At 68.7% G+C, this 22196-nt stretch carries 19 protein-coding genes; 8 read left to right on the plus strand and 11 right to left on the minus strand.

Annotated elements, in window-relative coordinates; all coding sequences use genetic code 11:
* Positions 1 to 12: 12 nt before the first annotated feature.
* Complete coding sequence (locus KS03_RS02555) at positions 13 to 660, minus strand: response regulator transcription factor (RefSeq protein WP_012732979.1); 648 nt, start codon at positions 658 to 660, stop codon at positions 13 to 15.
* Between the two features lie 323 nt (positions 661 to 983).
* On the opposite strand from KS03_RS02555, the gene hpaC reads away from it, so the two are divergent.
* Positions 984 to 1502 carry a 4-hydroxyphenylacetate 3-monooxygenase, reductase component gene (hpaC, locus tag KS03_RS02560; protein ID WP_012732978.1) on the plus strand — a complete coding sequence of 173 codons (519 nt, stop codon included), beginning with the start codon at positions 984 to 986 and terminating at the stop codon, positions 1500 to 1502.
* Positions 1503 to 1533: 31 nt separating this feature from the next.
* On the opposite strand, the gene feaR is transcribed toward hpaC, so the two are convergent.
* Positions 1534 to 2451: a transcriptional regulator FeaR gene (feaR, locus tag KS03_RS02565; RefSeq protein ID WP_012732977.1), complete on the minus strand. Its 918-nt coding sequence runs from the start codon at positions 2449 to 2451 to the stop codon at positions 1534 to 1536.
* A gap of 261 nt (positions 2452 to 2712) precedes the next feature.
* Here feaR and KS03_RS02570 point away from each other — a divergent pair, with 261 nt between their 5' ends.
* The 7 genes from KS03_RS02570 (at position 2713) to KS03_RS02600 (ending at position 12801) form a co-directional block, all read left to right on the plus strand.
* Positions 2713 to 4152, plus strand: a complete 1440-nt coding sequence (locus KS03_RS02570; RefSeq protein ID WP_012732976.1) for an aldehyde dehydrogenase family protein — start codon at positions 2713 to 2715, stop codon at positions 4150 to 4152.
* Positions 4153 to 4807: 655 nt separating this feature from the next.
* Positions 4808 to 5752, plus strand: coding sequence for a helix-turn-helix domain-containing protein (locus KS03_RS02575; RefSeq protein WP_012732975.1), 945 nt, complete (start codon positions 4808 to 4810; stop codon positions 5750 to 5752).
* A 288-nt stretch (positions 5753 to 6040) separates the two neighbouring features.
* Positions 6041 to 7483 (plus strand): APC family permease, encoded by a 1443-nt coding sequence (locus KS03_RS02580; protein ID WP_012732974.1) that lies wholly within the window; start codon positions 6041 to 6043, stop codon positions 7481 to 7483.
* 256 nt (positions 7484 to 7739) lie between these two features.
* A complete protein-coding gene (locus KS03_RS02585) occupies positions 7740 to 9185 on the plus strand; it encodes an aldehyde dehydrogenase family protein (protein ID WP_012732973.1) in 1446 nt (481 codons plus the stop codon).
* Positions 9186 to 9242: 57 nt separating this feature from the next.
* Entirely contained in the window at positions 9243 to 10607 is a 1365-nt protein-coding gene (locus tag KS03_RS02590; protein WP_012732972.1) for an aspartate aminotransferase family protein, read from the plus strand.
* A 151-nt stretch (positions 10608 to 10758) separates the two neighbouring features.
* Positions 10759 to 11322, plus strand: coding sequence for a cytochrome b (locus KS03_RS02595; RefSeq protein ID WP_012732971.1), 564 nt, complete (start codon positions 10759 to 10761; stop codon positions 11320 to 11322).
* A gap of 750 nt (positions 11323 to 12072) precedes the next feature.
* The gene (locus tag KS03_RS02600; protein WP_012732970.1) at positions 12073 to 12801 is read left to right on the plus strand and encodes an IclR family transcriptional regulator; all 729 of its coding nucleotides are present in this window, start codon (positions 12073 to 12075) and stop codon (positions 12799 to 12801) included.
* 54 nt (positions 12802 to 12855) lie between these two features.
* On the opposite strand, the gene KS03_RS02605 is transcribed toward KS03_RS02600, so the two are convergent.
* From KS03_RS02605 to KS03_RS02645, 9 genes are read right to left on the minus strand one after another with little or no spacing between them, the layout of a single operon-like run.
* On the minus strand, positions 12856 to 14337 hold the full coding sequence (locus KS03_RS02605) for an NAD-dependent succinate-semialdehyde dehydrogenase (RefSeq protein WP_012732969.1): 1482 nt from the start codon (positions 14335 to 14337) through the stop codon (positions 12856 to 12858).
* A gap of 48 nt (positions 14338 to 14385) precedes the next feature.
* A complete protein-coding gene (locus KS03_RS02610) occupies positions 14386 to 14718 on the minus strand; it encodes an NIPSNAP family protein (protein WP_012732968.1) in 333 nt (110 codons plus the stop codon).
* Complete coding sequence (locus tag KS03_RS02615) at positions 14708 to 16336, minus strand: bifunctional 3-(3-hydroxy-phenyl)propionate/3-hydroxycinnamic acid hydroxylase (protein ID WP_012732967.1); 1629 nt, start codon at positions 16334 to 16336, stop codon at positions 14708 to 14710. The genes KS03_RS02610 and KS03_RS02615 overlap by 11 nt, the downstream gene beginning before the upstream one ends.
* The gene (locus tag KS03_RS02620) at positions 16333 to 17220 is read right to left on the minus strand and encodes an alpha/beta fold hydrolase (RefSeq protein ID WP_232252202.1); all 888 of its coding nucleotides are present in this window, start codon (positions 17218 to 17220) and stop codon (positions 16333 to 16335) included. Before KS03_RS02620 ends, KS03_RS02615 begins: the two co-directional genes overlap by 4 nt.
* A 27-nt stretch (positions 17221 to 17247) precedes the next feature.
* A complete protein-coding gene (locus KS03_RS02625) occupies positions 17248 to 17853 on the minus strand; it encodes an amino acid synthesis family protein (protein ID WP_012732965.1) in 606 nt (201 codons plus the stop codon).
* Positions 17854 to 17901: 48 nt separating this feature from the next.
* On the minus strand, positions 17902 to 18417 hold the full coding sequence (locus tag KS03_RS02630) for a VOC family protein (protein ID WP_012732964.1): 516 nt from the start codon (positions 18415 to 18417) through the stop codon (positions 17902 to 17904).
* Positions 18418 to 18429: 12 nt separating this feature from the next.
* Complete coding sequence (locus KS03_RS02635; RefSeq protein WP_012732963.1) at positions 18430 to 19467, minus strand: WD40/YVTN/BNR-like repeat-containing protein; 1038 nt, start codon at positions 19465 to 19467, stop codon at positions 18430 to 18432.
* Between the two features lie 15 nt (positions 19468 to 19482).
* Positions 19483 to 20295 (minus strand): SDR family NAD(P)-dependent oxidoreductase, encoded by an 813-nt coding sequence (locus tag KS03_RS02640; protein WP_012732962.1) that lies wholly within the window; start codon positions 20293 to 20295, stop codon positions 19483 to 19485.
* Positions 20296 to 20344: 49 nt separating this feature from the next.
* The gene (locus tag KS03_RS02645; protein WP_012732961.1) at positions 20345 to 21925 is read right to left on the minus strand and encodes an acetolactate synthase large subunit; all 1581 of its coding nucleotides are present in this window, start codon (positions 21923 to 21925) and stop codon (positions 20345 to 20347) included.
* Positions 21926 to 22196 lie beyond the last annotated feature (271 nt).

A 22196-nucleotide genomic window follows, 5' to 3' on the forward strand; every position in this document is an offset into this window, starting at 1 on the left:
CGCGCGCCGGGCTCAACGCCCGGCCGACCCGCTCATCCCGTCCCCGGGCGCGCCCCATACGAAGGTCACGTCGCGCACCAGGCTCGCGATCGACGCTACCCCGAGCTTTTCCTTGATGCTGGCCCGGTGCACGTCCACGGTCTTCACGCTGATCGACAGCTCGGAGGCGATCTTCTTGCTGCCCTTGCCGTCGATCACGCCGCGCAGCACCTCCCGCTCGCGCGCCGTGAGCGATTCGATGCGCTGACGCAGCTCCAGCCGGCGGCGATCGCCGGCATGGCGCTGCATCGCGAGCTTCATCGCGTTCTGCACGCGGTCGAGCATCTGCTGCGAGTTGTAGGGCTTCTCGACGAAATCGATCGCGCCATTCTGCATCGCCCGTACCGACATCGGTATGTCGCCATGTCCGCTGACGAAGATGATCGGCAAGGTCGCGCCGCGCCGGTTCAATTCGGTCTGCACGTCGAAGCCGCTGCGCTCCGGCATGCGCACGTCGAGGATCAGGCACGACGGAACGCTCTGATCGAATGCCTCGAGAAATTCGGCCGCGCTCGCGAATCCTTCCGACTTCACGCCGACCGACTCGAGCAGCCAGGCGAGCGAGGTCCGCATGCCGCTGTCATCATCGACGATGTAGATCATCGGGGTGGGAGACATCATGTTTCTCGCTCCATGTTTCAGAACGGGCTCGCGCGGCGCGACTGATTTGCGTATCGCACGCAGCCGCGCGCAGCCGCGTTCGACCTCGCATGGTAACCAGACCAAAACCGCGCGCAAAGTAAGTATACCGAGTAAGTGCATCCTTTATTCGTCACGGATATCCACTAGGTAATTTCTTCAGGGCGCTAGGGAAACAGGCAAAGCGCCAGGCGATTCCCGCCGATAGGTTTGAGCCGTTGCGTGACTTACGCTTGAAGCACGCAGTCATGCACGCGCGCACGGGCCGCGTGGCTCAGCGCTTCTCAATCCAAGGGCTCACTCCCATGTCAGATATCTCGTCCCTTCCGCATCAAGCAGATGCCGACTTCCGTCAGGCGATGGCGCACCTCTGCGCCGCGGTCAACGTCATCACCACGGACGGCCCGGCCGGCCGCTGCGGCATCACCGCGAGCGCGGTCTGCTCGGTCACCGATACGCCGCCGACACTGCTCGTCTGCCTGAATCGATCGAGCGCCATGCACTCGGTGTTCGAAACCAACGGCAAGCTTTGCGTGAACGTGCTGCCCGGCGAACACGAAGCCCTGGCCCGCCATTTCGCCGGCCAGACGGCGTTGACGATGGAACAGCGCTTTCGCCTGCCTGGCTGGGCCAGCGGCGAGTCGGGCGTGCCGGTGCTGGCCAATGCGCTGGTCAGCGTCGAAGGCGAGATCGCGGAGACCAAGCCGGTCGGCTCGCATTCGGTGATCTTCGTGCGCGCGACCAGGATCCGGGTACGCCACGACGGCGACGGCCTGGTGTACTACAGCCGCGCCTTCCATCGCGTGGCGCGCGCGGCAGCCTGAACCGCCGGCCCCGGCTGGGCCGGCGCGCGGCTCAGTCCGCCTGCCGGCCCAGCCGGAATTCGCGCGGCGAGACACCGGTCTGCCTGCGGAACACGCGCGAGAAGTGCGCCGCATCGCCAAAGCCCCATTTCTGCGCGATCGACGTGATCGTCCAGTCGCGCAGTTCGGTGCGCAGCAGGTCCCGGCAGCTGGCCTCGATGCGCATTCGCATGATATGCCGCCCCACGCTCTCGCCTGCGCCCTCGAACAGCCGATGGACTTGCCGCGGCGAAACACCCAGTTGCCGTGCCAGCCGCGCCACCGACTGATCCTCGTCCTGCAGGTTCATGAGAATCTGCCGCTGCGCGCGCAGGCGCAACGGCGCGTCGCCGCCCGGCGGCTCGCCGCACAAGGCCCCGCGCGACAGCGCGCCGAGTGCCTCGCGCAGCGCCGCCCCCTCGTCCTGCGTAACGTCGCCGTCGTCAGCAGGCACCGTCAGTCGCAACAGCATGTCGCGCAGCAGCTGGCCGCTCAGGCCGCGCCTCGACAGCTTGCCGAACCCATTACCGGCGCGGGCCACGGTGTCGAACGCTTCGCGCGGCAGGTGCACCGACATCTGATGAAGCAGGCCCTGCGGGCGCATTTCGAAGCTTTGCGCCGAATCGAGCAGGGCCATCTCGCCGGCTTCGAGAACGAAGCCGGCCTGCTCGCCGCCGACCCGCACCGCGCCTTCGCGCTGCAGCACCAGGAAGCAGTACCGGTCGTCGAGCGATCCGGCGCGGCGCGGCTGGCGCCGGATCGACCCGGCGTTGGTGCGGATGTCGGCGATCTCGAGGCCGCCGAGGCTGCGCCGCCGGATGTCGCCGAGGAACAGGTCGGCATGCTCGGGCGGGCGGATCTGAAACCGTCCGCATATCGCGAGGACTTCGTCGGACCAGCGCGCGAAACGCGCTGCGGCTTGTGGGGTCATGGCTTGAGCTCCGGGGGCTCGGTTCGGCACAAGGCAGGTGGACCGGCGGGCCGGCCGGCATGCACTCGCCATTCGAAGACGCTCGCCCGCGGCACGAATATCCAGGCAGCAGGGCGCGAAACGACAAGATGTCGAGGCCAATCGTGGGTCAAATCGAGCAGGCGGCCGGCACCACCAGGTGTATCACGCGCCCTCCACGAGCAATCATCGACAACCCGCGGGAGCGCCCAGCGCGCCGCGCCTCACTCGAACGACATCATCATGCACCTCGACAATTTCATCAACGGCCGTTTCGTCGGCAACGCGAACGGCGAGCGATTCGTCAAGCTCGAACCGGCAACCGGACAGCCGATGGCCAGCGCGGCGGCCTCGTCGGAGGCCGACGTGGACGCTGCCGTGAAGGCCGCGCGCGATGCGTTCGAGACGCGCTGGCGCGCCTGCACCGGCAGCGATCGCGCTCGCGCGCTGCTGCGTCTGGCCGACCTGGTCGAGCGCGACGCCGAGCTGTTCGCCGAACTGCTGTCGCGCGAGCAAGGCCGCGCGTCGTTCGAGATCCGCATGATGGACGTGCCGATGACGGTCGACACCTTGCGCTACTTCGCGGGCTGGGCGGACAAGCTCGAAGGCCGCACGATCCCCACGGCGGGCAGCATGGGCCGTCCGACGCTGAACTACACCGAAACCGAGCCGCTCGGCGTGATCGCCCAGATCATTCCATGGAACGCGCCGCTGATGATCTGCGCCTGGAAGCTGGCGCCAGCGCTCGCGGCCGGCTGCACGGTGGTGATCAAGCCGTCCGAGGACGCCCCCGTCGCGCTCACGCACCTGATGAAGCTGGTGGCGGACGCGGGCATTCCCGACGGCGTGGTCAACCTGGTGCACGGCATCGGCCCGACCGCCGGCCGGGCGCTGGTGACGCATGCCGACGTCGCCAGGGTCAGCTTCACCGGCAGCACCGAAGTCGGCCGCTCGATCACCCGCGACCTCGCCGGCACGTTCCGGCCGGTCACGCTCGAGCTGGGCGGCAAGGCCGCCCAGGTGCTGTTCGAGGACGCCGACCTGCCACGCGCGCTCCAGGGCCTGATGATGGGCCTGTATGCGAACCAGGGCCAAACCTGCGCGGCGGGCTCGCGCATCCTCGTGCACCGCTCGCTCTATCGCACGGTGGCCGAGCAGCTCGCGGCCGCCTCCGATGCGATCGCGCTCGGCGATCCACGTTCCCCGGACACGCAGATGGGCGCCTTGATCAACCAGCGCCACCAGCAGCGCGTCAAGCACTACATCGAGCGCGGCCTGCAGGAGGGCGCGCAGCGCATCTGCGGCACGCGCGCCGTGCCGCCGCAAGGCTTCTTCGTGGCGCCGACGCTGTTCACCAGCGATGACCCAAGCAGCACGCTCGCCCGGCAGGAAATCTTCGGCCCGGTGGGCGTGATCATTCCATTCGATCAGGACGACGAGGCGATCGCCATCGCCAATTCGACCGTGTACGCGCTGTCGGCGTCGTTGTGGACGCAGGATCTCTCGCGCGCGCATCGACTGGCCCGCCAGGTCGACGTGGGCGCGGTGGCCGTCAACTGCTGGAGCCCGCTCGATCCGCGCCTCGCCTGGGGCGGCCACAAGGACAGCGGGATCGGCCACGACCTGTCGCGGCGCGCGGTCGAAGCATGCCTGCGGGAAAAGACCGTCACCGTTTCGCTTTGAGAATCCCGGGCGGCAGGCGCATCGTTCCGCCGCCGGCCCGTCACACCGGGCCCTCGCGACGATGCGTCGGAAAATCCGCCGTCGGCGGCACCGCAAGACCGTGCTCGCACAGGCGCGTGAGAAGCAGGGCCAAGCCATGCTTTCATCTCACATAGCGGTATTGTCATCCATCATCAGGCGCATGCCAGGCCGTGCCCCGCGCCATGTCGCCGAGCGGCCTTCATCCATTTGCCGGACTGGCTAAGCAGCGTGATTGCCGCCAACCTAGCAGCGCCGCGATCAGGTATCGCGCCGCGTCGGTGTAAACCCCGCCACCTCTTTGATATTAATCCCTTAAAATGGGATTTTTAAATTCCATCGCTTGCACTTCCGGCGCGCCGATGCTGCCCGGCTTGCTTTCGATTCGATTGCGCCCGGCCTGCCTTTGCCGCATGTGTGCCCGACGAACGCCAACCGCGCTCGCGATCGCCTCACCCGATGTTTTTGTCTGGCTATGATCGTCAGCGCAGCCGGCTGCCTTGCACGACTCCCGCGCAAGTCATCCGGGCGATCCAGATGATCCGGCGCGCATGGCGCGAGCGCGCCGCCCGCGCACGGGCGGCATGCGCCGGCTTCGGCCGGCACTGAATTCGAGACGGGATGCACCAGCCACACCATGAACCTGCACGCCGAAACCCTGTGCTTCTCGGATGTGTTCCTCCATTCCCAAGCGATCGCGAACTGGGCGCAGCACTACGACCAGATCAGCCCCGGTGCCGCGACGACCACGCTGCGCCAGGTCGCCGGGCAGCGTTTTCACGTCTTTCGCGAACGCATCAACCAGCGCGTGATGCAGCACGGTCTGGCGCCGCGCGACCGGCTCTGCTTCGCACTGCCGATCGCCAAAGCGAGCGCGCCCGTGGTCCAGGGGCGCGCCGTCGAGCGCCCGAGCCTGCTGACCCTGCGCGGCGGCGAGGAGTTCGTCGCCCATCTGCCGTGCGACACCGAGGTGCTGGCCTTCACCATCGACCGCACGCTCACGGCCGATCGTGAACTGGACGAACTCGCCAACCTGCCGGCGCGCATCCTGAAGCAGCCGGTATTGCCGATCTCGCCGGCACGCTACGGCAACGCGCTCGCCGGCCTCGAGCGCGTGCTTTGCCAAGCGCTCGAGGCCGGCTCGCTCACCGCACGCGATGCGTTCGACGAACGCGTGCTCGCGCACGGGGTGGTCGACATCCTGCTCGATCTCGTGCAGTCCGACGATCCCGGCCCCGGAGCGCTGCCGTCGGCCTCGACGCAAAGCTACATCGTTCGCCGCAGCCAGGAAATCGCGCTGGAACGCGACGACGTACCCACGGTGATCGATCTCTGCCGCCACCTGCGCATCAGCCGCCGCACCCTTCAATACAGCTTCCAGAACGTGGTCGGCACGACGCCGACCGCCTACCTGCGCTCGATCCGGCTGAACGCCGTGCGGCGCTTCCTCATGACGACGCCCGAGACGTTGCGCATCGGCGATGCGGCGGCGCAGTTCGGCTTTTGCCACTTCGGGCGCTTCTCCGCGTACTACCACCAGCATTTCCACGAACTGCCCTCGCACACGCCACGCCTGAGCTGAGCCCGCGAGCGGCGCACGGCGGCGTCGGGTCGGGGTAATCCCCTGCCGCCGCGGTGCGTGCGGATTGCCGATAACGGACAACGCGCCTGATTTCGGCAACTTAAATTTTCGCCATCGGCGGCTCATGCGCGCTCCACCGCATCGAGCGGCCGACCAAGCGCCTCCCCGCGTCGCCGTCGGCCGCCGGCATCCCTTGCCGGCTCGTCACCCTCGGCGTGCGGCACGGGCATCTCGATCAGGCATGCCGGCGTCGATCCCCGACGAACGATCCGGCCAGCGGGACTACTCATGAACGACACGTCACCCAGGTCAGAAACAGGGCTCAGCAAGAACGCCGTCGGCCTTCCACACATCGTTTTCTTCGTCGTCGCCGCGGCCGCGCCGCTCACCGCGATGGTCGGCGCGACACCCGCGGCGTTCTCGCTCGGCAACGGCCCCGGCGTGCCCGGCGTATTCGTGCTGGCGGGTGTCATGTACCTGATCTTCAGCATCGGCTACGCCGCGATGAGCCGGCACATCTCGAATGCCGGCGCGTTCTACGCCTACATCGCGAACGGGCTCGGGCGGCCGGCCGGCGTGGGCGGCGCGTTCATCGCGATCGTCGCCTACAACGCCGTGCAGGTCGCGATCTACTGCATGTTCGGCTTCTTCCTGACCGACAGCATCCAGCGGCACTACGGCGTCGACGTGCCGTGGTGGGCGTTCGCGCTCGCGTGCGTCGTCGCGGTGCACGTCTGCGGCGCGCGGCGCATCGAGTTCAGCGGCCGGCTGCTCGGCACGCTGATGATCGGCGAAATCGCGATCGTGATGCTGCTCGATCTGGCGATCGTCGCGCACGGCGCGGGCGCCGGCGGCGGCTTCAGCGCCAGGCCGTTCAGCCCCGCGATGGTGTTCGCGCCGGGGCTGGGCACCGCGCTGGTGTTCGTGCTCGGCTCGTACATGGGCTTCGAGGCCACGGCGATCTTCTCCGAGGAGGCGCGCGACCCCAAGCGCACGATTCCGCGCGCCACCTACCTGGCCGTGATCCTCATCATGGCCTTCTACGCGCTGTCGTCGTGGGCGATCGTCGAGGCCTGGGGCGAGCGCGCGATCGCCGCCCAGGCGGCGCGCGATCCGGCCAATCTCTGGTTTGCCGTCAGCGGCCGGCTGCTCGGCGGGATCGCGACGGACGCGATGAACGTCCTGCTCGTCACGAGCCTTTTCGCCGCCATCCTGTCGTTCCACAACACGATCACGCGCTATTTCTACGCAATGGGCCGCGAGCGCGTGCTGTGGCGCCGGCTCGGCCATACCTGCCCGGTGCATCGTTGCCCGGACGTCGCCGGTAAAGCACAGACGCTGATCGCGCTCGCGGCCATCGGCGGATCGGCAGCCTTTCGCCTCGACCCGTTCACGGTCGTGTTCTCGTGGATGAGTGCGCTGGCCACGATCGGCATCATCGCGGTGCAGATCCTGGTGGCCGCCTCGGTGATCGCGTTCTTCGCGCGCGACCACCGGGACGCCGGCCTCGTGCATCGCCTGATCGCCCCGCTCTTCAGCATGATCGCGCTCGGTGCCTGCCTGGTGCTGGTGGTGCGCAACCTGTCCGTGCTGAGCGGATCGGATTCGGCCTTGGTCGCGATGTTTCCGTATTTCCTCGCCGCCGTCGGCGCGCTCGGCGTCCGCGCCGCGCTGCGCTTGAAGCGCAGCGACCCCGATCTGTACCGCGAACTCGGACGGCCCGCCCGCTAGCCGCTGCCCGGACGGTGCCGTGCCGCGCCGTCGTCGCGCGGCGCCCGCGCCGCAGCATCCCGGCTGCCGAGGCACCGCGCGGTCGCGCGCGCCGGCACGGGTATTCCCTATCCCGGCCGCGCGGCAACGATTGCCGATAGCGGACAAGGCGCGCCATGGCATCGACATACAGTGCATCGACGACAAAGCAGCACGTGGCGCGCCGCCCTCGCCGCCGCGTCGCGCACGACGTTTCGTCCCTGGAGACACGCACATCATGATGAAAATTCAGAATCTGATCGATGGCCGGCCTTGCGACGCGGCGGCCGGCCGTACCTTCGACAAGCCTGCACCGGCGACCGGCGACTTCGTGGCCTCGGTGCCCGCCTCGGCCGCCGAGGACGTCGATCGCGCGGTGCGCGCCGCGCACGCCGCGCTGCACGACGGCGCCTGGGCAGGCGCGGGCGGCCCGGCCCGAGCCCGCTGGCTGCTTCGGCTGGCGGACCTGGTGGAGCGCGACGGCGAGGCGCTGACGCAGCGGCTGGCCGTCGAACAGGGACGTCCGCCGGCCGAGATGCGCATGATGGACCTACCGATCTGCATCGACACGCTGCGCTACTTCGCCGGCTGGGCCGACAAGCTCGAAGGCCGCACGATCCCTACCGAGGGCTTCATGGGCCGCCCCACGCTCAGCTACACGCGGCGCGCGCCGGTCGGTGTCGCCGCCCTGATCATCCCGTGGAACGCGCCGTTGATGATCGCGGTCTGGAAGCTCGCGCCGGCACTGGCGGCCGGCTGCCCGGTGGTCGTCAAGCCGTCCGAGGACGCGCCGCTGGCCGTCGCCCGGCTCGGCGAGCTGGTCTGCGAGGCCGGCATTCCCGCCGGCGTCGTGAACATCGTGCATGGCATGGGTGCGGAAGTCGGGGCCGCGCTGGTCGCGCACCCGCTGGTGAGCAAGGTCAGCTTCACCGGCAGCACCGACGTGGGCCGCGCGATCGCGGGCGAGGCGGCGAAGACCTTCAAGCGTGTCACGCTCGAACTCGGCGGAAAGGCCGCGCAGATCGTCTTCGCGGATGCCGATCTCGACCGCGCGATTCCATCCCTGATGGCCGGCATGTTCGCGAACCAGGGGCAGACCTGCGCGGCCGGTTCGCGCGTGCTCGCGCACCGCTCGATCGCGCCTGCGCTCGAGCAACGGCTTGCCGATGCGGCGCGGGCGATGCGGGTCGGGCCGCCGACGGAGCCCGGCGTGCAGATGGGCGCGCTCATCAATTCGCGGCACCTGGCGCGGGTCCGCGCGCTGGTCGACGGCGCGCTCGCCGAAGGGGCGGTCATGCTCGCCGGCAACGAGCAGGTGCCGCCGCGCGGCTACTTCATGCGCCCGACGATACTGGGCGGCGTCCATCCCGGGATGCGGATCGCCCGCGACGAGGTGTTCGGCCCGGTCGGCATGGTCATGCCGTTCGAGACCGAGGAAGACGCCGTTCGCATCGCCAACGACACCCCGTTCGGCCTTTCCGCCTCGGTGTGGACCCGCGAGCTCGGCACCGCGCACCGCGTCGCCGAGCGGCTCGACGTCGGCGCCGTCGCGATCAACGCGTGGAGCCCGATCGACGCCCGCCTGCCTTGGGGCGGCACCAAGCAAAGCGGGATCGGGCGCGAGCTTTCGACGGCCGCGCTCGATTCCTACCTCGAGGAAAAGCTCGTCACCGCGGCCCTGTAATCCGGCGGCGCACCCGGCGCGGCCATCTGTTCAAGCACTTCGCGAGAGAGACCCACCATGGACTATCAACAGCGTCAAAAGCGATTCTGGCACCCGATGAGCTCGGCAGCCGCCGGGCATACGACTCCCACCGTCGTGATCGCCCGCGGCGACGGCAACTACGTGTTCGACGTCGAGGGCCACCGCATGCTCGACGGCGTGGGCGGCCTGTGGAACGTCAACGTCGGCCACAACCGGCCGGAAGTGAAAAGCGCGATCGCGCGGCAGATGGACGAGCTGTCCTACTATCAGACCTTCGACGGCGTCGCCCACCCGCGCGTCTACGATCTGGCCGACCGCCTGTGCGCGATGTTCGCCCGGGAGGACATGCAGCGGGTCATGTTCGGCAGCGGCGGGTCCGACGCGATCGAGACCGCGCTGAAGATGGCTCGCCAGTACTGGGTCGCCGCGGGCGAGCCGTCGCGCACGAAATTCCTGTCGCTGCGCAACGGCTATCACGGCGTGCACATGGGCGGCACGTCGATCGGCGGCAACGGGGTCTACCACTACAATCACGGCCCGCTGCTGCCCGGCTGCGTGCTGCTCGATACGCCGTGGCTCTACCGCAATCCGTGGAACTGCGAGGATCCCCGGCAGCTCGTCGAGCACTGCATCCGGCAGCTCGAGGAAACGATCGCGTTCCATGGCCCGCAGACCATCGCGGCATTCGTCGCCGAGCCGGTGCAGGGCGCCGGCGGCCTGATCGTCCCGCCGGCCGAGTACTGGCCGCGTGTGCGCGAGGTGTGCGAGCGCAACGGCATCCTGTTGATCGCGGACGAGGTGGTCACCGGCTTCGGCCGTACCGGCAGCCTGCTCGGCAGCCGCGGCTGGGGCGTCGCCGCCGACATCCTGTGCGTCGCCAAGGGCATTTCCGCCGGCTACGTGCCGCTCGGCGCGACGCTGTACAACGGCCGCATCGCGCAAGCGATCGAACACGGCAGCGGCTTCTCGCACGTGATCATGCACGGCTATACTTACAGCGGCCATCCGCTAGCCTGCGCCGCCTCGCTCGCCGTGCTCGACATCGTCGAGAGCGAGGACTTGCCGGGCAACGCGGCTCGGGTCGGCGAGCGCCTTCTGGCGCAATTGCTGCCGCTGAAGGCCGACTTCGAGACCGTCGGCGACGTTCGCGGCAAGGGGCTGATGCTCGCGCTCGACTTGGTGACCGACAAGGCCAGCCGCACGCCGCTCGATCCGGCCAAGGGTTTCGCCGCGCGTGTGGCCGATGCCGCGCGCAGGCGCGGCGTCCTGGTCCGGGCCATCGCCAACAAGATCGTGATGTCGCCGCCGTTGACGCTGCAGCAGAACGAAGCCGACTTCATGGCGGTGACGCTGCGCGAAGCGCTGCAGGAATGCTGCGCGGATTCGCGCGCGATCGCCTGAGCGCGCGACACCGTCCGCCGCATGGACAGCTCGCCGAAGGTTCACGAGCCTCGTCATCCTGCCGGCGGGCGACGAAGATCGGCGCGGCACGCCGCAGCCAACGGCCGGCGTTCCGCTTATTGCAATGTCGCTTGAGAGGAAGACGAGTCACATGGAAAGCCAGGCCATTGCATTCACCGCGCAGAAATACCCGCTCGCGCTCCGGCTGCTGCACTGGGTCAGGGCGATCCTGATAGGCGCGCAACTCTGGACCGGATGGACGATGGTCCGGCTCGACGACAAGCTGCCGGCCAAATTCGACTGGTACTACCCGACGCACAAGGAGTTCGGCGTGCTCACGCTGCTGGTGGTCGTCACGCAACTGGCGATTCGCGCCATGAAGCCGGTGCCGCCGCTGCCCCCCACCCTGCCGACGCTCGATCGCAGGCTCGCCAAGATCGGCCACTACCTGCTGTATGCGCTGGCGGTCAGCGTGCCGCTGATGGGCTATTCGATGTCCAGCACGTATACGCAGAGCGACGGCGTGCCGTTCTTCTTTTTCCGCGTCCCCGAGCTGCTGCCGAAGAACGACCGCTGGTTCGAGGCGTTTCAGTGGTTGCACGCGACGCTCGCCTACACCTTGCTCGCGCTCGTCGTGCTGCACGTGCTTGGCGCACTGAAGCACCGCTTCTTCGACCGCAACCCGGAACACGACGTGCTGCGGCGGATGCTGTAACGCCCCCGTCACGCGGGGCCTCGCGGGCAGGCGCGGCCCCGCGTTCGGCCCGCTTGCCGGGTACGCCGCCGCCCGGGCGCTGCCGCGCCGTCGGAACTGATGCCGCACGCCGAGCCGGACCGCGGTCTGCGTCGAGCCCGACGCCGCGCCGCCGAGCGGCGCTTGGAGCTGGGCGCCATAGGCCCCGTCGTGCGCGCGTGCCAATACGGCGTAAAGGCCGGTGCGTTTCGACCAGGAATAGTCGGCCTGCCCGTCAGCCCCCATACATCGTTGCGCACCACGCCGGCCTGGCGTGCGAGCAGACGCCCGCCGCGCGGGGCCGATGCCGCCTCGCTCATCTAGGTCATGCCCGTGCCCAGCGAACCGTGGAGCGTCACGCCCGATTGCGCAGACGTCGGGGCAACGGTACCGCAACCGCACCGAGCCGCCACTGCGTACCATGCTTCCATCTGGGTCTCCTCATTGAATGCCCCCCCAAGGCGCCCGTCGAGCCAGCGGCGCGGCAGCGGCCTCGGCCTGTTTAGGCTTCTTCCTTTCGAATAGGAATCCGTATCGACGGCGCCCGGAAGCCCCATCCCGAAGCGCATCGCCCGCCTCCTGCCCGTTCGCCCGCGCGGCTCCAGTTGCCTGCCCAAGACTTACGTTAGACTAGGGCCTGCTGCCCGCGGCCGCGCATGCCGTGCCGCAGCCCGACCCGCGTTCGTCTTCCCCGTTCCATTGCCGCCAGCCGTCTGAATCCCGGATCCCCTCATGTCGAGCCTCACCAAAATGCTGTCCATCCTCGACGTCTTCTCTTCGTCCGCGATGTCGATGACCGCCGAGGAAATCGCCGAGCATCTGGGCTTCTCGCGCACCACTTGCTACCGTTACGTGAAGGAGCTGGCTTCGGTCGGCCTGCTCGTCGGCACCAACGGCCGCTATACGCTCGGCCCGCGCATCATCCATCTCGACTACAACATGCGGCAGTCGGACCCGACGCTGACCGCCGCACGGCCCGTCATCCAGAAACTGGTTCAGGTCACCGGCGGCGACGCGCTCGTCTCGACGCTGTTCGACGAGCAAATCATCAACGTGATGCACGAAACCGGCGCCGAGAACCTGCAGCTGGGCTTCGGCCGCGGCCGCATCATGCCGCTGTTCCAGGGTGCGTCGTCGAAAGTGATCGTGGCCGCGATGTCGCGCTCGCGGCTGAAGCGCCTGCACGAACGGCACCACGCCGAGCTGGGCGAGTTCGCCGCCGACTGGACGCAGTTCTGGCGTGCCTGCCAGCAGATCGTCGAGGCCGGATACTGCATCTCGCGGGGCGAGCTGGACGCCGGGTTCGTCGGCATCGCCGCGCCGATCCGCACGGCCAGCAGCGGCGAGATCAACAGCAGCCTGTCGCTGATCTTTCGCGCCGAACACTTCGCGCTGTTCGACGAACAGGTACTCGGCAAGCTCCTGATCGACGCCACGGCACGGATCGGCGACGCCACCTGAGCCTGCCTGCGGCGCCGCCAGCGAGGCGCCGGCCGATCGCCCGGCCGCGCGCGCTCAATTCATCTGCGTGATGAACTTGGTGACCAGGTAGCCGTCGAAGGTCTCCGTTCCGCCCTCGCTGCCGAATCCGCTGTCCTTCACGCCGCCGAACGGAATCTCCGCCGGCCCCATGCCGAAGTGATTGATGTTGACCATGCCGGCCTCGAGCGCGCGGCCGATCCGGTGCGCCTGGCGCGCCGATGTCGTGAACGCATACGAGGCGAGACCGAACGGCAAGCGGTTGGCTTCGTCGAGCGCCTCGTCGAGCGCATCGAACGGCACGATTCCGGCGATCGGGCCGAACGGCTCTTCGTTCATCAGCCGCGTGTCGCGGGCCGGGCCCAGCACCACCGTCGGCATGAAGTAATGCCCCGGCCCCGACACGCGCGCCCCGCCCGCGGCGATCTCCGCCCCTTTTGCCTTCGCGTCGGCGACGAAGGCCTCGAGCTCCGATACGCGCCGCGCGTGCGCGAGCGGCCCCATCGTGGTGGCCTCCTCCAAGCCATAGCCGACGCGGATCTTGCCAACCGCCTCGAGATACGCGGCGACGAACCTGTCGAACACCGGGCGCTGCACGAGAAAGCGCGTCGGCGACACGCAAACCTGCCCGGCATTGCGAAACTTGTACGCGGCCAGCATCGTCGCGGCGCGGTCGATGTCGGCATCCGCACAGACCAGCACCGGCGCATGCCCGCCCAGCTCCATGGTCATGCGCTTCATGTGCGAAGCGGCAAGCGAGGCCAGTTGCTTGCCGACCGGCACCGAGCCCGTGAACGAGACCTTGCGCACGAGCGGCGATTCGATCAGCCGCCTCGACACGTCGCCCGGCACGCCCCAGACGAGGTTCAGGCAGCCGGCGGGCAGTCCGGCATCGTGAAAGATGCGCGCGAGCGCGACAACCGCACTCGGCGACGCCTCCGGCCCCTTCAGCACCAGCGTGCATCCCGAGGCAAGCGCGGCCGCGATCTTGTGCATCGCCTGGCTGAACGGGAAATTCCACGGCGAGAACGCCGCGCATACGCCGATCGGTTCGCGCAGTACCGTCTGCGCGACGTCCGGCGAGCGCGACGGCACAACGCGGCCGTAGGTGCGGCGCCCTTCCTCGGCATGCCATTCCAGCTGCTCGGCGGACGACACGACCTCGGCGATCGCCTCGCGCAGCGGCTTGCCCTGGTCCATCGTGATGTGACGGCCTATCGTCACGGCACGCTCGCGCACAAGCGCGGCGGCGCGGCGCAAGAGATCCGAGCGCGCCAGCGGCGACTCGCGGCGCCACGTCGCGAACGCGCGATGCGCGGCGCGCACTGCCGCGTCGATATCGTCCGGCGTCGCGTGCGGCAGCGCGCCGAGCAGGTCGCCGGTGCCCGGGTCGAGAACGGGCTGCGTGGGCCGGCCGTCGGCCTGAAGGAACAGCCCGTCGATATGAAGATGGAGCGACGCGTAATCGCGTTGCGGGTCGGGCGTCGGGCGGGAAGCCTGGGGCGTGAGCGGGAGCAAGACGATTACCTCGGTAGAGACGGCGGGATGGGCCGGACGGCGTGCGTATCACGCGGCCGGTGGCGGCGCCGGCAGCAGGCCGCCGATTTCCTGTCGCAGGATCTGATTTTCCTGGCGGACCACGAGGTGCCGGACCTTGCCGCGAAACGTTCTGAACTCGGGATCGGCCATCAGCAGCGCGCGGCGCCGGGAACGGTCGTCCAGCGAGGCGAACGCCCACAGATAGACGAGCTGGTTGAGCGGCCCGATTTCCGTCGCAAAACAGCCGACCATCGTGCCGAGCGCCCGCTCCTGGGCGGCACGGCCGCAGGCCGCGTACAGTTGCAGATACTCGGCGACGCCGCCCGGCACCAGCGTGTAGGTGCGTTGCTCAACAAACATGCGCGGCCTCCCGTTGCGGCGATGCAAATGCCTGGAACGCCGCGGTCACGCCGGCCATGCCGGCCGCGTCCGTTTGCGCCGCCACATAGCGGTCCGGACGGACGACCACGAGCGGCCCGGGATGCCTGGTGAACCAGTCGGCCATCGCGTTGTCGACGTCCTCGACGCACTCGCTGCCGTGCGCGCTCGTGATGCGCTGCTCGCGGCAGGTTCCGCTGCGCGAACGCACGATCTGCACGAACCTCGCGCCCAGCGCGGCCCAGAACGCGCGATCCTGGTCGCTCAGGCACGCTTGCGGATCGCATCGCCAGCCGATGATCGAAAACCACGGGCCGAGCACCTCGTCGAGCTTGCGACGTGCGCCGTCCGCCGCTTCGACCTCGGGTTGGACGATCATGCGCCCGACGGCGTCCGACGCGCCCGTCACCACCATCCCGCGCGTATAGCTCGGCATCGGCTTGAAGCGCATCTGCAGCACATAGTCCTTCAGGCCCGGCGCATAGCGCGCGAGTCCGAGCAAGCGGTCGCGCAGGAACGCGACCAGACGGCTGGTGGGCATCAGCATCGCGCCGAACGTGTCGGCGAGATCGATCATCGCCTTGGCGTGATCGCGGCGCTCCGATTCGTAGCTGGAGATCACACCCGGTTGCAAGCTGCCGCTCACGACTCCCGCCAGCTTCCACGCCAGATTGCCCACGTCGCGCAGCCCCGCATTCAGCCCCTGGCCGATCCACGGCGGGCTCAGGTGCGCGGCATCGCCGATGAGCGCCACCCGGCCGGCGACGAAACGTTCGGCCACGCGCGAGTGATGCGTGTAGGTGCGCGCACGCACGATCTCGAGGCGATCGACGTCGTCGACGTACGGCGCGATCAGCGCGCGGACCGACTCCGGTTGCGCGATCGCCTGCTCGTCCTCGTGCGGAAACACGAGAAATTCCCAGCGTCGATAATTGAACGGCAGATAAATGCAGACGTTCGGGCGCCGCGGATCGCAGTTCAGCGCGGTACACGGCTGGTCGAGCTGCGCGTTCTTCACGTCGACCACGACCCATTTGAGCGGATGGGTCGTGCCGGCCAGCTTGATGCCCAGCATCTCACGGACCGGGCTGCGTCCGCCGTCGGCTGCCACCACGTAGTCGGCGTCGAGTTCGTATCGCTGCCCGTCGGCGGCGCATATCTGAAGCCTCACGCCCGTCTCGTCCTGCGTCAGACCGACAAGCTCCTCGCCCGTGCGCAGCGACACGTGCGGGTAGCGCTTCAGTGCGTCGCGCAGCGTGCGCTCGGCCAGGTGCTGCATGAAGATGTTGCGGCGCCACCAGCCGAACTCGCGTAGCGACGGACGGATGTCGGCGAAACATTCGCCGTTCGCCTTGAACATGCGCAGCGGCACGTTCTGGATGATGTCGCGGCTCAGCTCGTCGGCCAGACCGGCCGTCTGGAACAGCCGCAGCGCCTCGTCGTCGATGCCCACCGCGCGCGGGAATTCGACGATCTGCGGCGCCCGCTCGACAACGATCGTATCGACGCCGTACAGGCCGAGCAGGTTCGCCATGGCCGCGCCGTTCGGCCCCGCACCGACGATGGCGACCGAGGTGCGGTGCCGGTGGTTCGCTTTCATTGGACCCGCCCCCCCGCGCGCCATGCCGCGTCATCGAGACGATCGAGCCAGCCGCGCAGCGCGCGATTGAATGCCGCCGGCTGATCGTCGTGCACGTAATGCGTCGCGCCGGCAATGTCGATCCGTTCGATGCAGGCATTGGCGGCCGCCATTTCGGCCGCCACCTGCGCGGACAGGAAATCCGAATCGCCGCCGCGCAACAACAAGGTGGGCACCCGCAGGTCGCGGATCAGCGGCCAGAGATCGACGAGCTGCTCGGGCGTCGCGGCCAGCCGCGCCGCCGCGATCCCTTCCGCGTCGTGCCGCCATACGATCCGGCCGCGCGCATCTGCCTTGAGCGAGTGCACGAGGCGCGAATCGAGCGCGGCTTGCGCGATGCGGGGCCGCTGGCGCCGCCAGAACGCGCGCGCCTCGTCCCACGAGGCGAATGCGTTCGGCGTGTCCTGCAGTTCGCGCTTGATGCGTGCGGAACCCGGCGAGCCGGCCGACGCCCCGGGCCCCATGTCCTCAATCGCCAGACCGGCGATTCGTTCCGGCCGAGCCGACGCGTAGACGAACGCGTTGGCGCCGCCCATCGAGTGCCCCACCAGCACGAAGCGTCGCAGGTCGAGCGCCTGCACCAGCGCCTCGAGATCGCGCACATAGGCCGCCGCGTGGTAATCCCGCCCGGGATCCCAGTCGCTCAGCCCGCGCCCGCGCTGGTCGAGAGCGACGACCCGGTAGCGGTCGATCAGCGTATCGGCGACGGGCGCCCAGGTCTGTGCGTAGCTGCGCAAGCCGTGCAGCATCACCACGGTGGGAGCATCGTCGCGCCCCCAGATCACATAGTGCAGCCGCAGTCCATCGTTGTCGACCCATCCATTGCTGGCGGATGCCGTGTTCATCATCTGCTCCCCGGCCGGCATGCGCGATCAGACGAGGCCGTCGCGGCCGGCGATCTCGCTCGCCTTCAGGCCCCCGAGCCGCGCATGCAGCCGGCCGCGCGTGGCGAACGCGAAGATCACCAGGACTTCGTCGTCGTTCGGCGCATCGGGAAACAGGCAGGTCACCGTGTCGTAGTGGGAACGCACGTAGAGCGCATCCTTGTGCGCGAGCGGCACGTCGATCACGGTATTGATCGGGCCGCGCTTGCCGCTCGAGGGCACCCACGCTTTCCCGCCGCCCAGCGCCGCCCGGATCGGCTCGGCGAAGACCGATGTGAGGAACGCGTTGCCGTGTTCGTATTCGCCGGCGGAGCCGACCAGGCAGGCCTTGCCGTAGCTCTCGATGGCGCGGCCGTCGGCGAGCGATTCGATGCGCTGCGCGAACGCCTTGCCGAGCGCGGGCGACGCTCCCACGAGCGCGTCGAGATTCTCGCTGAAGCGCCCGGCATAAGGGTTGTGAACGGCCGCGGCGATCACGATCTTGCGCAGCGGCTCGCCATCCGCGAGCTGGCCGGTTTCGTTCGCGAGCGAATCCTCGATCTGCGTATACCACTTGCGGATATGAAAGCCTTCGAAATTGGCGGTCTTGTTCATCAGTATTCCTTGATAAAGCTTCGATGACGCGGGTGGAAATTCAGCGCTTCAGTCGAACAGCGGCTCGAGCTGGAACGGATCGCTCGGCGCGTGGTAGCGATGCAGCACGCGCTTGCCCTCTTCGTCGTCCGTGACGGTCTCGCAGAAGAATTCGAGCCGGTTGCCGTCGGGATCCGTGAAATACACGCCGATCCCAACCTTGTGATCGGTGATCTTGACGATCGGCACCTGGCGGCGCAGCAGCATCCCGTACAGGCGGCGCAGCTCGGTCAGGCCGCCGGCGATTTCGAGGCCGTAGTGCTGCAGGCCGATGGTGCCGAGTTCGGCGTCGGACGCCGCGCGAATCAGCGCGATGTCGTGGTGCTTCTGGCCGAAGGACATGAACACCCATTGCTCGCCGCGCGCGGTTTCCGTCATCCCCAGCACCTCGGCGTACCAGATGCCGGAGCGAACGGGGTCGCGCACGAACAGCGACAGGTGGGTGCGCTGCACGCGCGGGGTCGGCAGCGGCAAGCCGCTCGCGTTGGCGCGCTCGGCGCGTTGCCGGACATCGGAGGGTGTCATCGCTCGCTCCGCTCAGTGTGTCGACTGCGCGTGGGCGGCGAGCGGCGCCTCGAACGGGGTCCACGCCACCGCCGTGATCTCGCTGAAATCGCGCCATTCCTTGGTCCAGCTTCGGCCCGCGTCGCTGGAACGGAACAGGTGCCCGTACTTGGTGCCCGCATAGACGAGCGCCGGCCGGGCCGCATGCACGCCGAACGCCCAGAACGTGGAGTTCGGCGGCGTGCGCAGCTCGGTCTCGTGCCACGCATGGCCGCGATCCGTCGAGCGATAGATGCGGCTGCGGGTCCCCGGCGTGCCGTCGCCGATCGCCATCAGCAGGTCGCCTCCCGGCTGCGGCAGTTGCACCACGGTCCGTGTGTAGTACAGCCCATCGAAGCGGTCGCGCGACAGCTTGCCGTCCCAGGTCCGGCCCTCGTCCTCGCTCACGTAGACCGCGTTGACCGTCAGCAGCACCGCGGTCTTGGGCCGGCCCTGCGCGGCGGGCAGCACGGCGATCGCATGAATGTCGCTGTTGCGGATCGCGGTGCCGGGGCCATCCACGCGCGTCCAGCTCGCACCGGCATCGCCGCTGCGCCATGCCCCCCCCTCCTCCACGCCGTACCACACCTGGTTGCTGTCGTCCGGGTCCACGCAGATCGTCAGCAGCCGCGGACGATTGACGCCCGAGCAGAACTCCGCAAGCTCGGGCGCCGTTCTCGCCCACGTCAGGCCGGCGTCGCTCGACTTGTAGAGCGCGGCGCGCGACGGCGCGCCGGTGCCGGCATACATGACCGCCGGGTTCGCGGGGTCGATCGCGATGGACCAGACCGTCTGCCCGTTCAGGCAGTTATCGGGGCGAAACCAGTGCGCGCCGCCATCCTCGCTGATGCACAGCCCCGAATCCGCGCCGGCATAGACGCGCGACGGCGTCGCGGGGTCCACCGCGAGCGCGCGCACGATGCCGTCGAACTCGATCGCTTCGGCTAGCCCGAGACGATGCCAGGTCTTGCCCTCGTCGTTCGAGCGCAGGATGCCCTGCCCCGCGGTGGCGACCAGTACGGTTGCGGTCATGAAGTGCTCCTTGTGTCAGAGAAAAATTCCGCGCGTGAGTCCGCCGTCGCAGCCGATCGACTCGCCGGTGATTGCGCCGGACTTCGGCGATGCGAGAAACGCGACGATCCACCCCATTTCTTCCGGCTGCAGCACGCGGCGGATCGGCGTGAGCTTCACGTAGTCGGCCTCGACCGCCGCGGCCGTGAGCCCCTGCTTCTGCGCTTCTTTCTCGTAGAGTTCGTGAATGTGCGGCGTCTCGACCACGCCCGGATGAATCGTGTTGACCGTGATGCCGAACGGGCCGAGCTGGTCGGACAGCGTCTTGGTCAGGTGTACGATCGCCACGTTGCGCATGCCGGACAGCTGCTTGCTGCCGCGCCCCGTCAGGCCGCCGATGTTCACGATGCGGCCGAAGCCGTTGCGCCGCATGTGCGGCGCGGCCGCTTTCGCGCAGCGCAGGTAGCCGACCACCTTGATATCGATGTCCTGCAGCAGCCCCTGCGGGTCCGCTTGCTCCAGCTCCGTCCGCACCAGCCCGCCCGGGTGCGCGGCGCCGTTCAGCAGGATGTCGAGCCGGCCGAAGCGCTCGACGCTCGCGGCCATCGCCGCCTCGACCGACGCCATGTCGGTCGTGTCCATCGTGACGGGCAGGATGGCGCCGGCCGCGCTGCCCAGCGGCGCGAGCGCCGCGCCAATCTCGGCAGCCGCCGCTTCGAGGTGCTCCATGCGCCGCGCGGCGATCGTGACGTCGACGCCTTCGCGCGCCAGTTCGAGCGCGACCGCCTTGCCGATGCCCATGCTGCCGCCGGTGATGAACGCGGCTTTTCCGTGCAGTTGCAGATCCATGTCGATGAGAGGTGAGAGTCGGGATTGAGGAAACGATCGCGCGGCGCGATCAGGACAACTGCATTTCGATGAGTGTCGGCCCGTCGGCATGAGCGAGCGCGTCGTCGAGCGCTCGCACCAGCGCCTGCGTGTCGCTCGCGCGTCGGGCCGGCACGCCATAGCCGCGCGACAGCGCGAGCCAGTCGATCGGCGGATCGTCCAGTTGCGTCAGGCGGCTCGCGTGCGGCGTGTCGGCCGGCAGGCCGCTGCGCGCGAGCTCGGTCTGCAGGATGCCGTAGCGACGGTTCGAGGCGATCAGCATCACGATCGGCAAGCGCTCGCGCGCCATGGTCCACAGCGACTGGATCGTGTACTGCGCACTGCCGTCGGACTGCAGCGCAAAGACGCGGCGGTCCGGGCATGCGACGGCCGCGCCGAGCGCCACCGGCAGGCCCTGGCCGATCGCGCCGCCCGTATTCGTGAGAATGGTATGGCGACGCGCGCGCGCCGACGCGGTCACGAACGGGTAGCCGCAGGTGCCGCCCTCGATCGAGACGATCGCGTTATCGGGCAGCGCATTCGCGAGCACGCAGCCGACGGCCTGCGGCGTGAGCGGCCCGCCCGCCACCTGCCAGCGCTCGACGCACACGCCCTGGTCATTCGCTGCCGCGCCGAGCCGCTCGGCCAGCGCCTCCAGCGCGTCGTCCGCCGCGTCGCCCGGGGCCGCCAGCATGACGATATCGTCCGGCCGCGCGAGCTCGCCGGGAATCCCGTCGTAGCCGAAGTAAGTGACGGGCGCCAGCGCGCCGGCCAGCACCACGCGCCGGCCCGCCAGCGCCGCCAGCGCCGGCTCGGGGAAATAAGGCAGGCGGTCGATGTCGGGCAGGCCGCCGCCGCGCTCGGCCCGCGCCGGAAACGTCTCGCTGAAGCAGGCCGCACCGGTCGCCGCCGCGATGCGGGCGGCCGCGCGCTGCCCGCGCGCCGACAAGGCGCGCTGGCCCAGCAGCAGGACGGCGCGATCGCCGCCGAGCAGCAGATCGGCCACCCGCTCGACGCGCTCCGGGTCGAACGAGGCCGCAGCCGGGCGCACGACCGCGGGCGACGCCCCGCCGCGTATCCGCGCGGACTGGAGATCGACGGGCAGGACCAGCGTCGCGACGCCGCGCTGCGCGCCCATCGCAGCGGCAATCGCGTCGGCCGTATCGGTCGCGAGATCGGTGTCGCGCGCCACGCTGCGGTACCACACCGACACCGGGCGCGCGAGCGATTCGATGTCGGACGTCAGCGGCGCGTCGTACTTCAGATGCGCGCGCGTGTGATCGCCGACGATGTTCAGGATCGGCGTGCGGGCGCGGCGCGCATTGTGCAGATTGGCAATGCCGTTGGCGTGGCCGGGGCCGAGGTGCAGCAGCGTCATCGCGGGCTTGCCGGCCATGCGGCCGTAGCCGTCCGCGGCTCCCGTGCACACGCCCTCGAACAGGCCGAGGATCGGGCGCACGCCCGCCACGGTGTCGAGCGCACCGACGAACGGCATCTCGGTGGTGCCGGGATTGGCGAAACAGACGCCGACGCCGGCGTCTCGCGCCGTGGTGAGCACGACGCTCGCCCCGCTGCTTGCTTCGGTATCGCGGTGCAACTGTGGAAGGTTCATGGGACGGCTCGGCGAGTTTGACTGTTTTTCATTTAATCCCGAAATACGGGATTTGTCAAACTACGCACGTCGTCTTGGCCACTTGTTTCGATCCACGTTTACCCGATATTTTCGAAATTTTCACCAGGAAAAGCGTCGAAGGGACGGTTCCCTCAACTTCGATTTCTAGATTCATTTCCCGCTATTCGGTATTTTATGAATCTACGCGTTCGTTCGAACCCGCCACCGCCCGACCTGGCCATGAAGCAGCGACCGCCATCCCCGCGGCAAG

This window comes from Burkholderia glumae LMG 2196 = ATCC 33617 (genome assembly GCF_000960995.1).
Taxonomy (GTDB): Bacteria; Pseudomonadota; Gammaproteobacteria; order Burkholderiales; family Burkholderiaceae; genus Burkholderia; species Burkholderia glumae.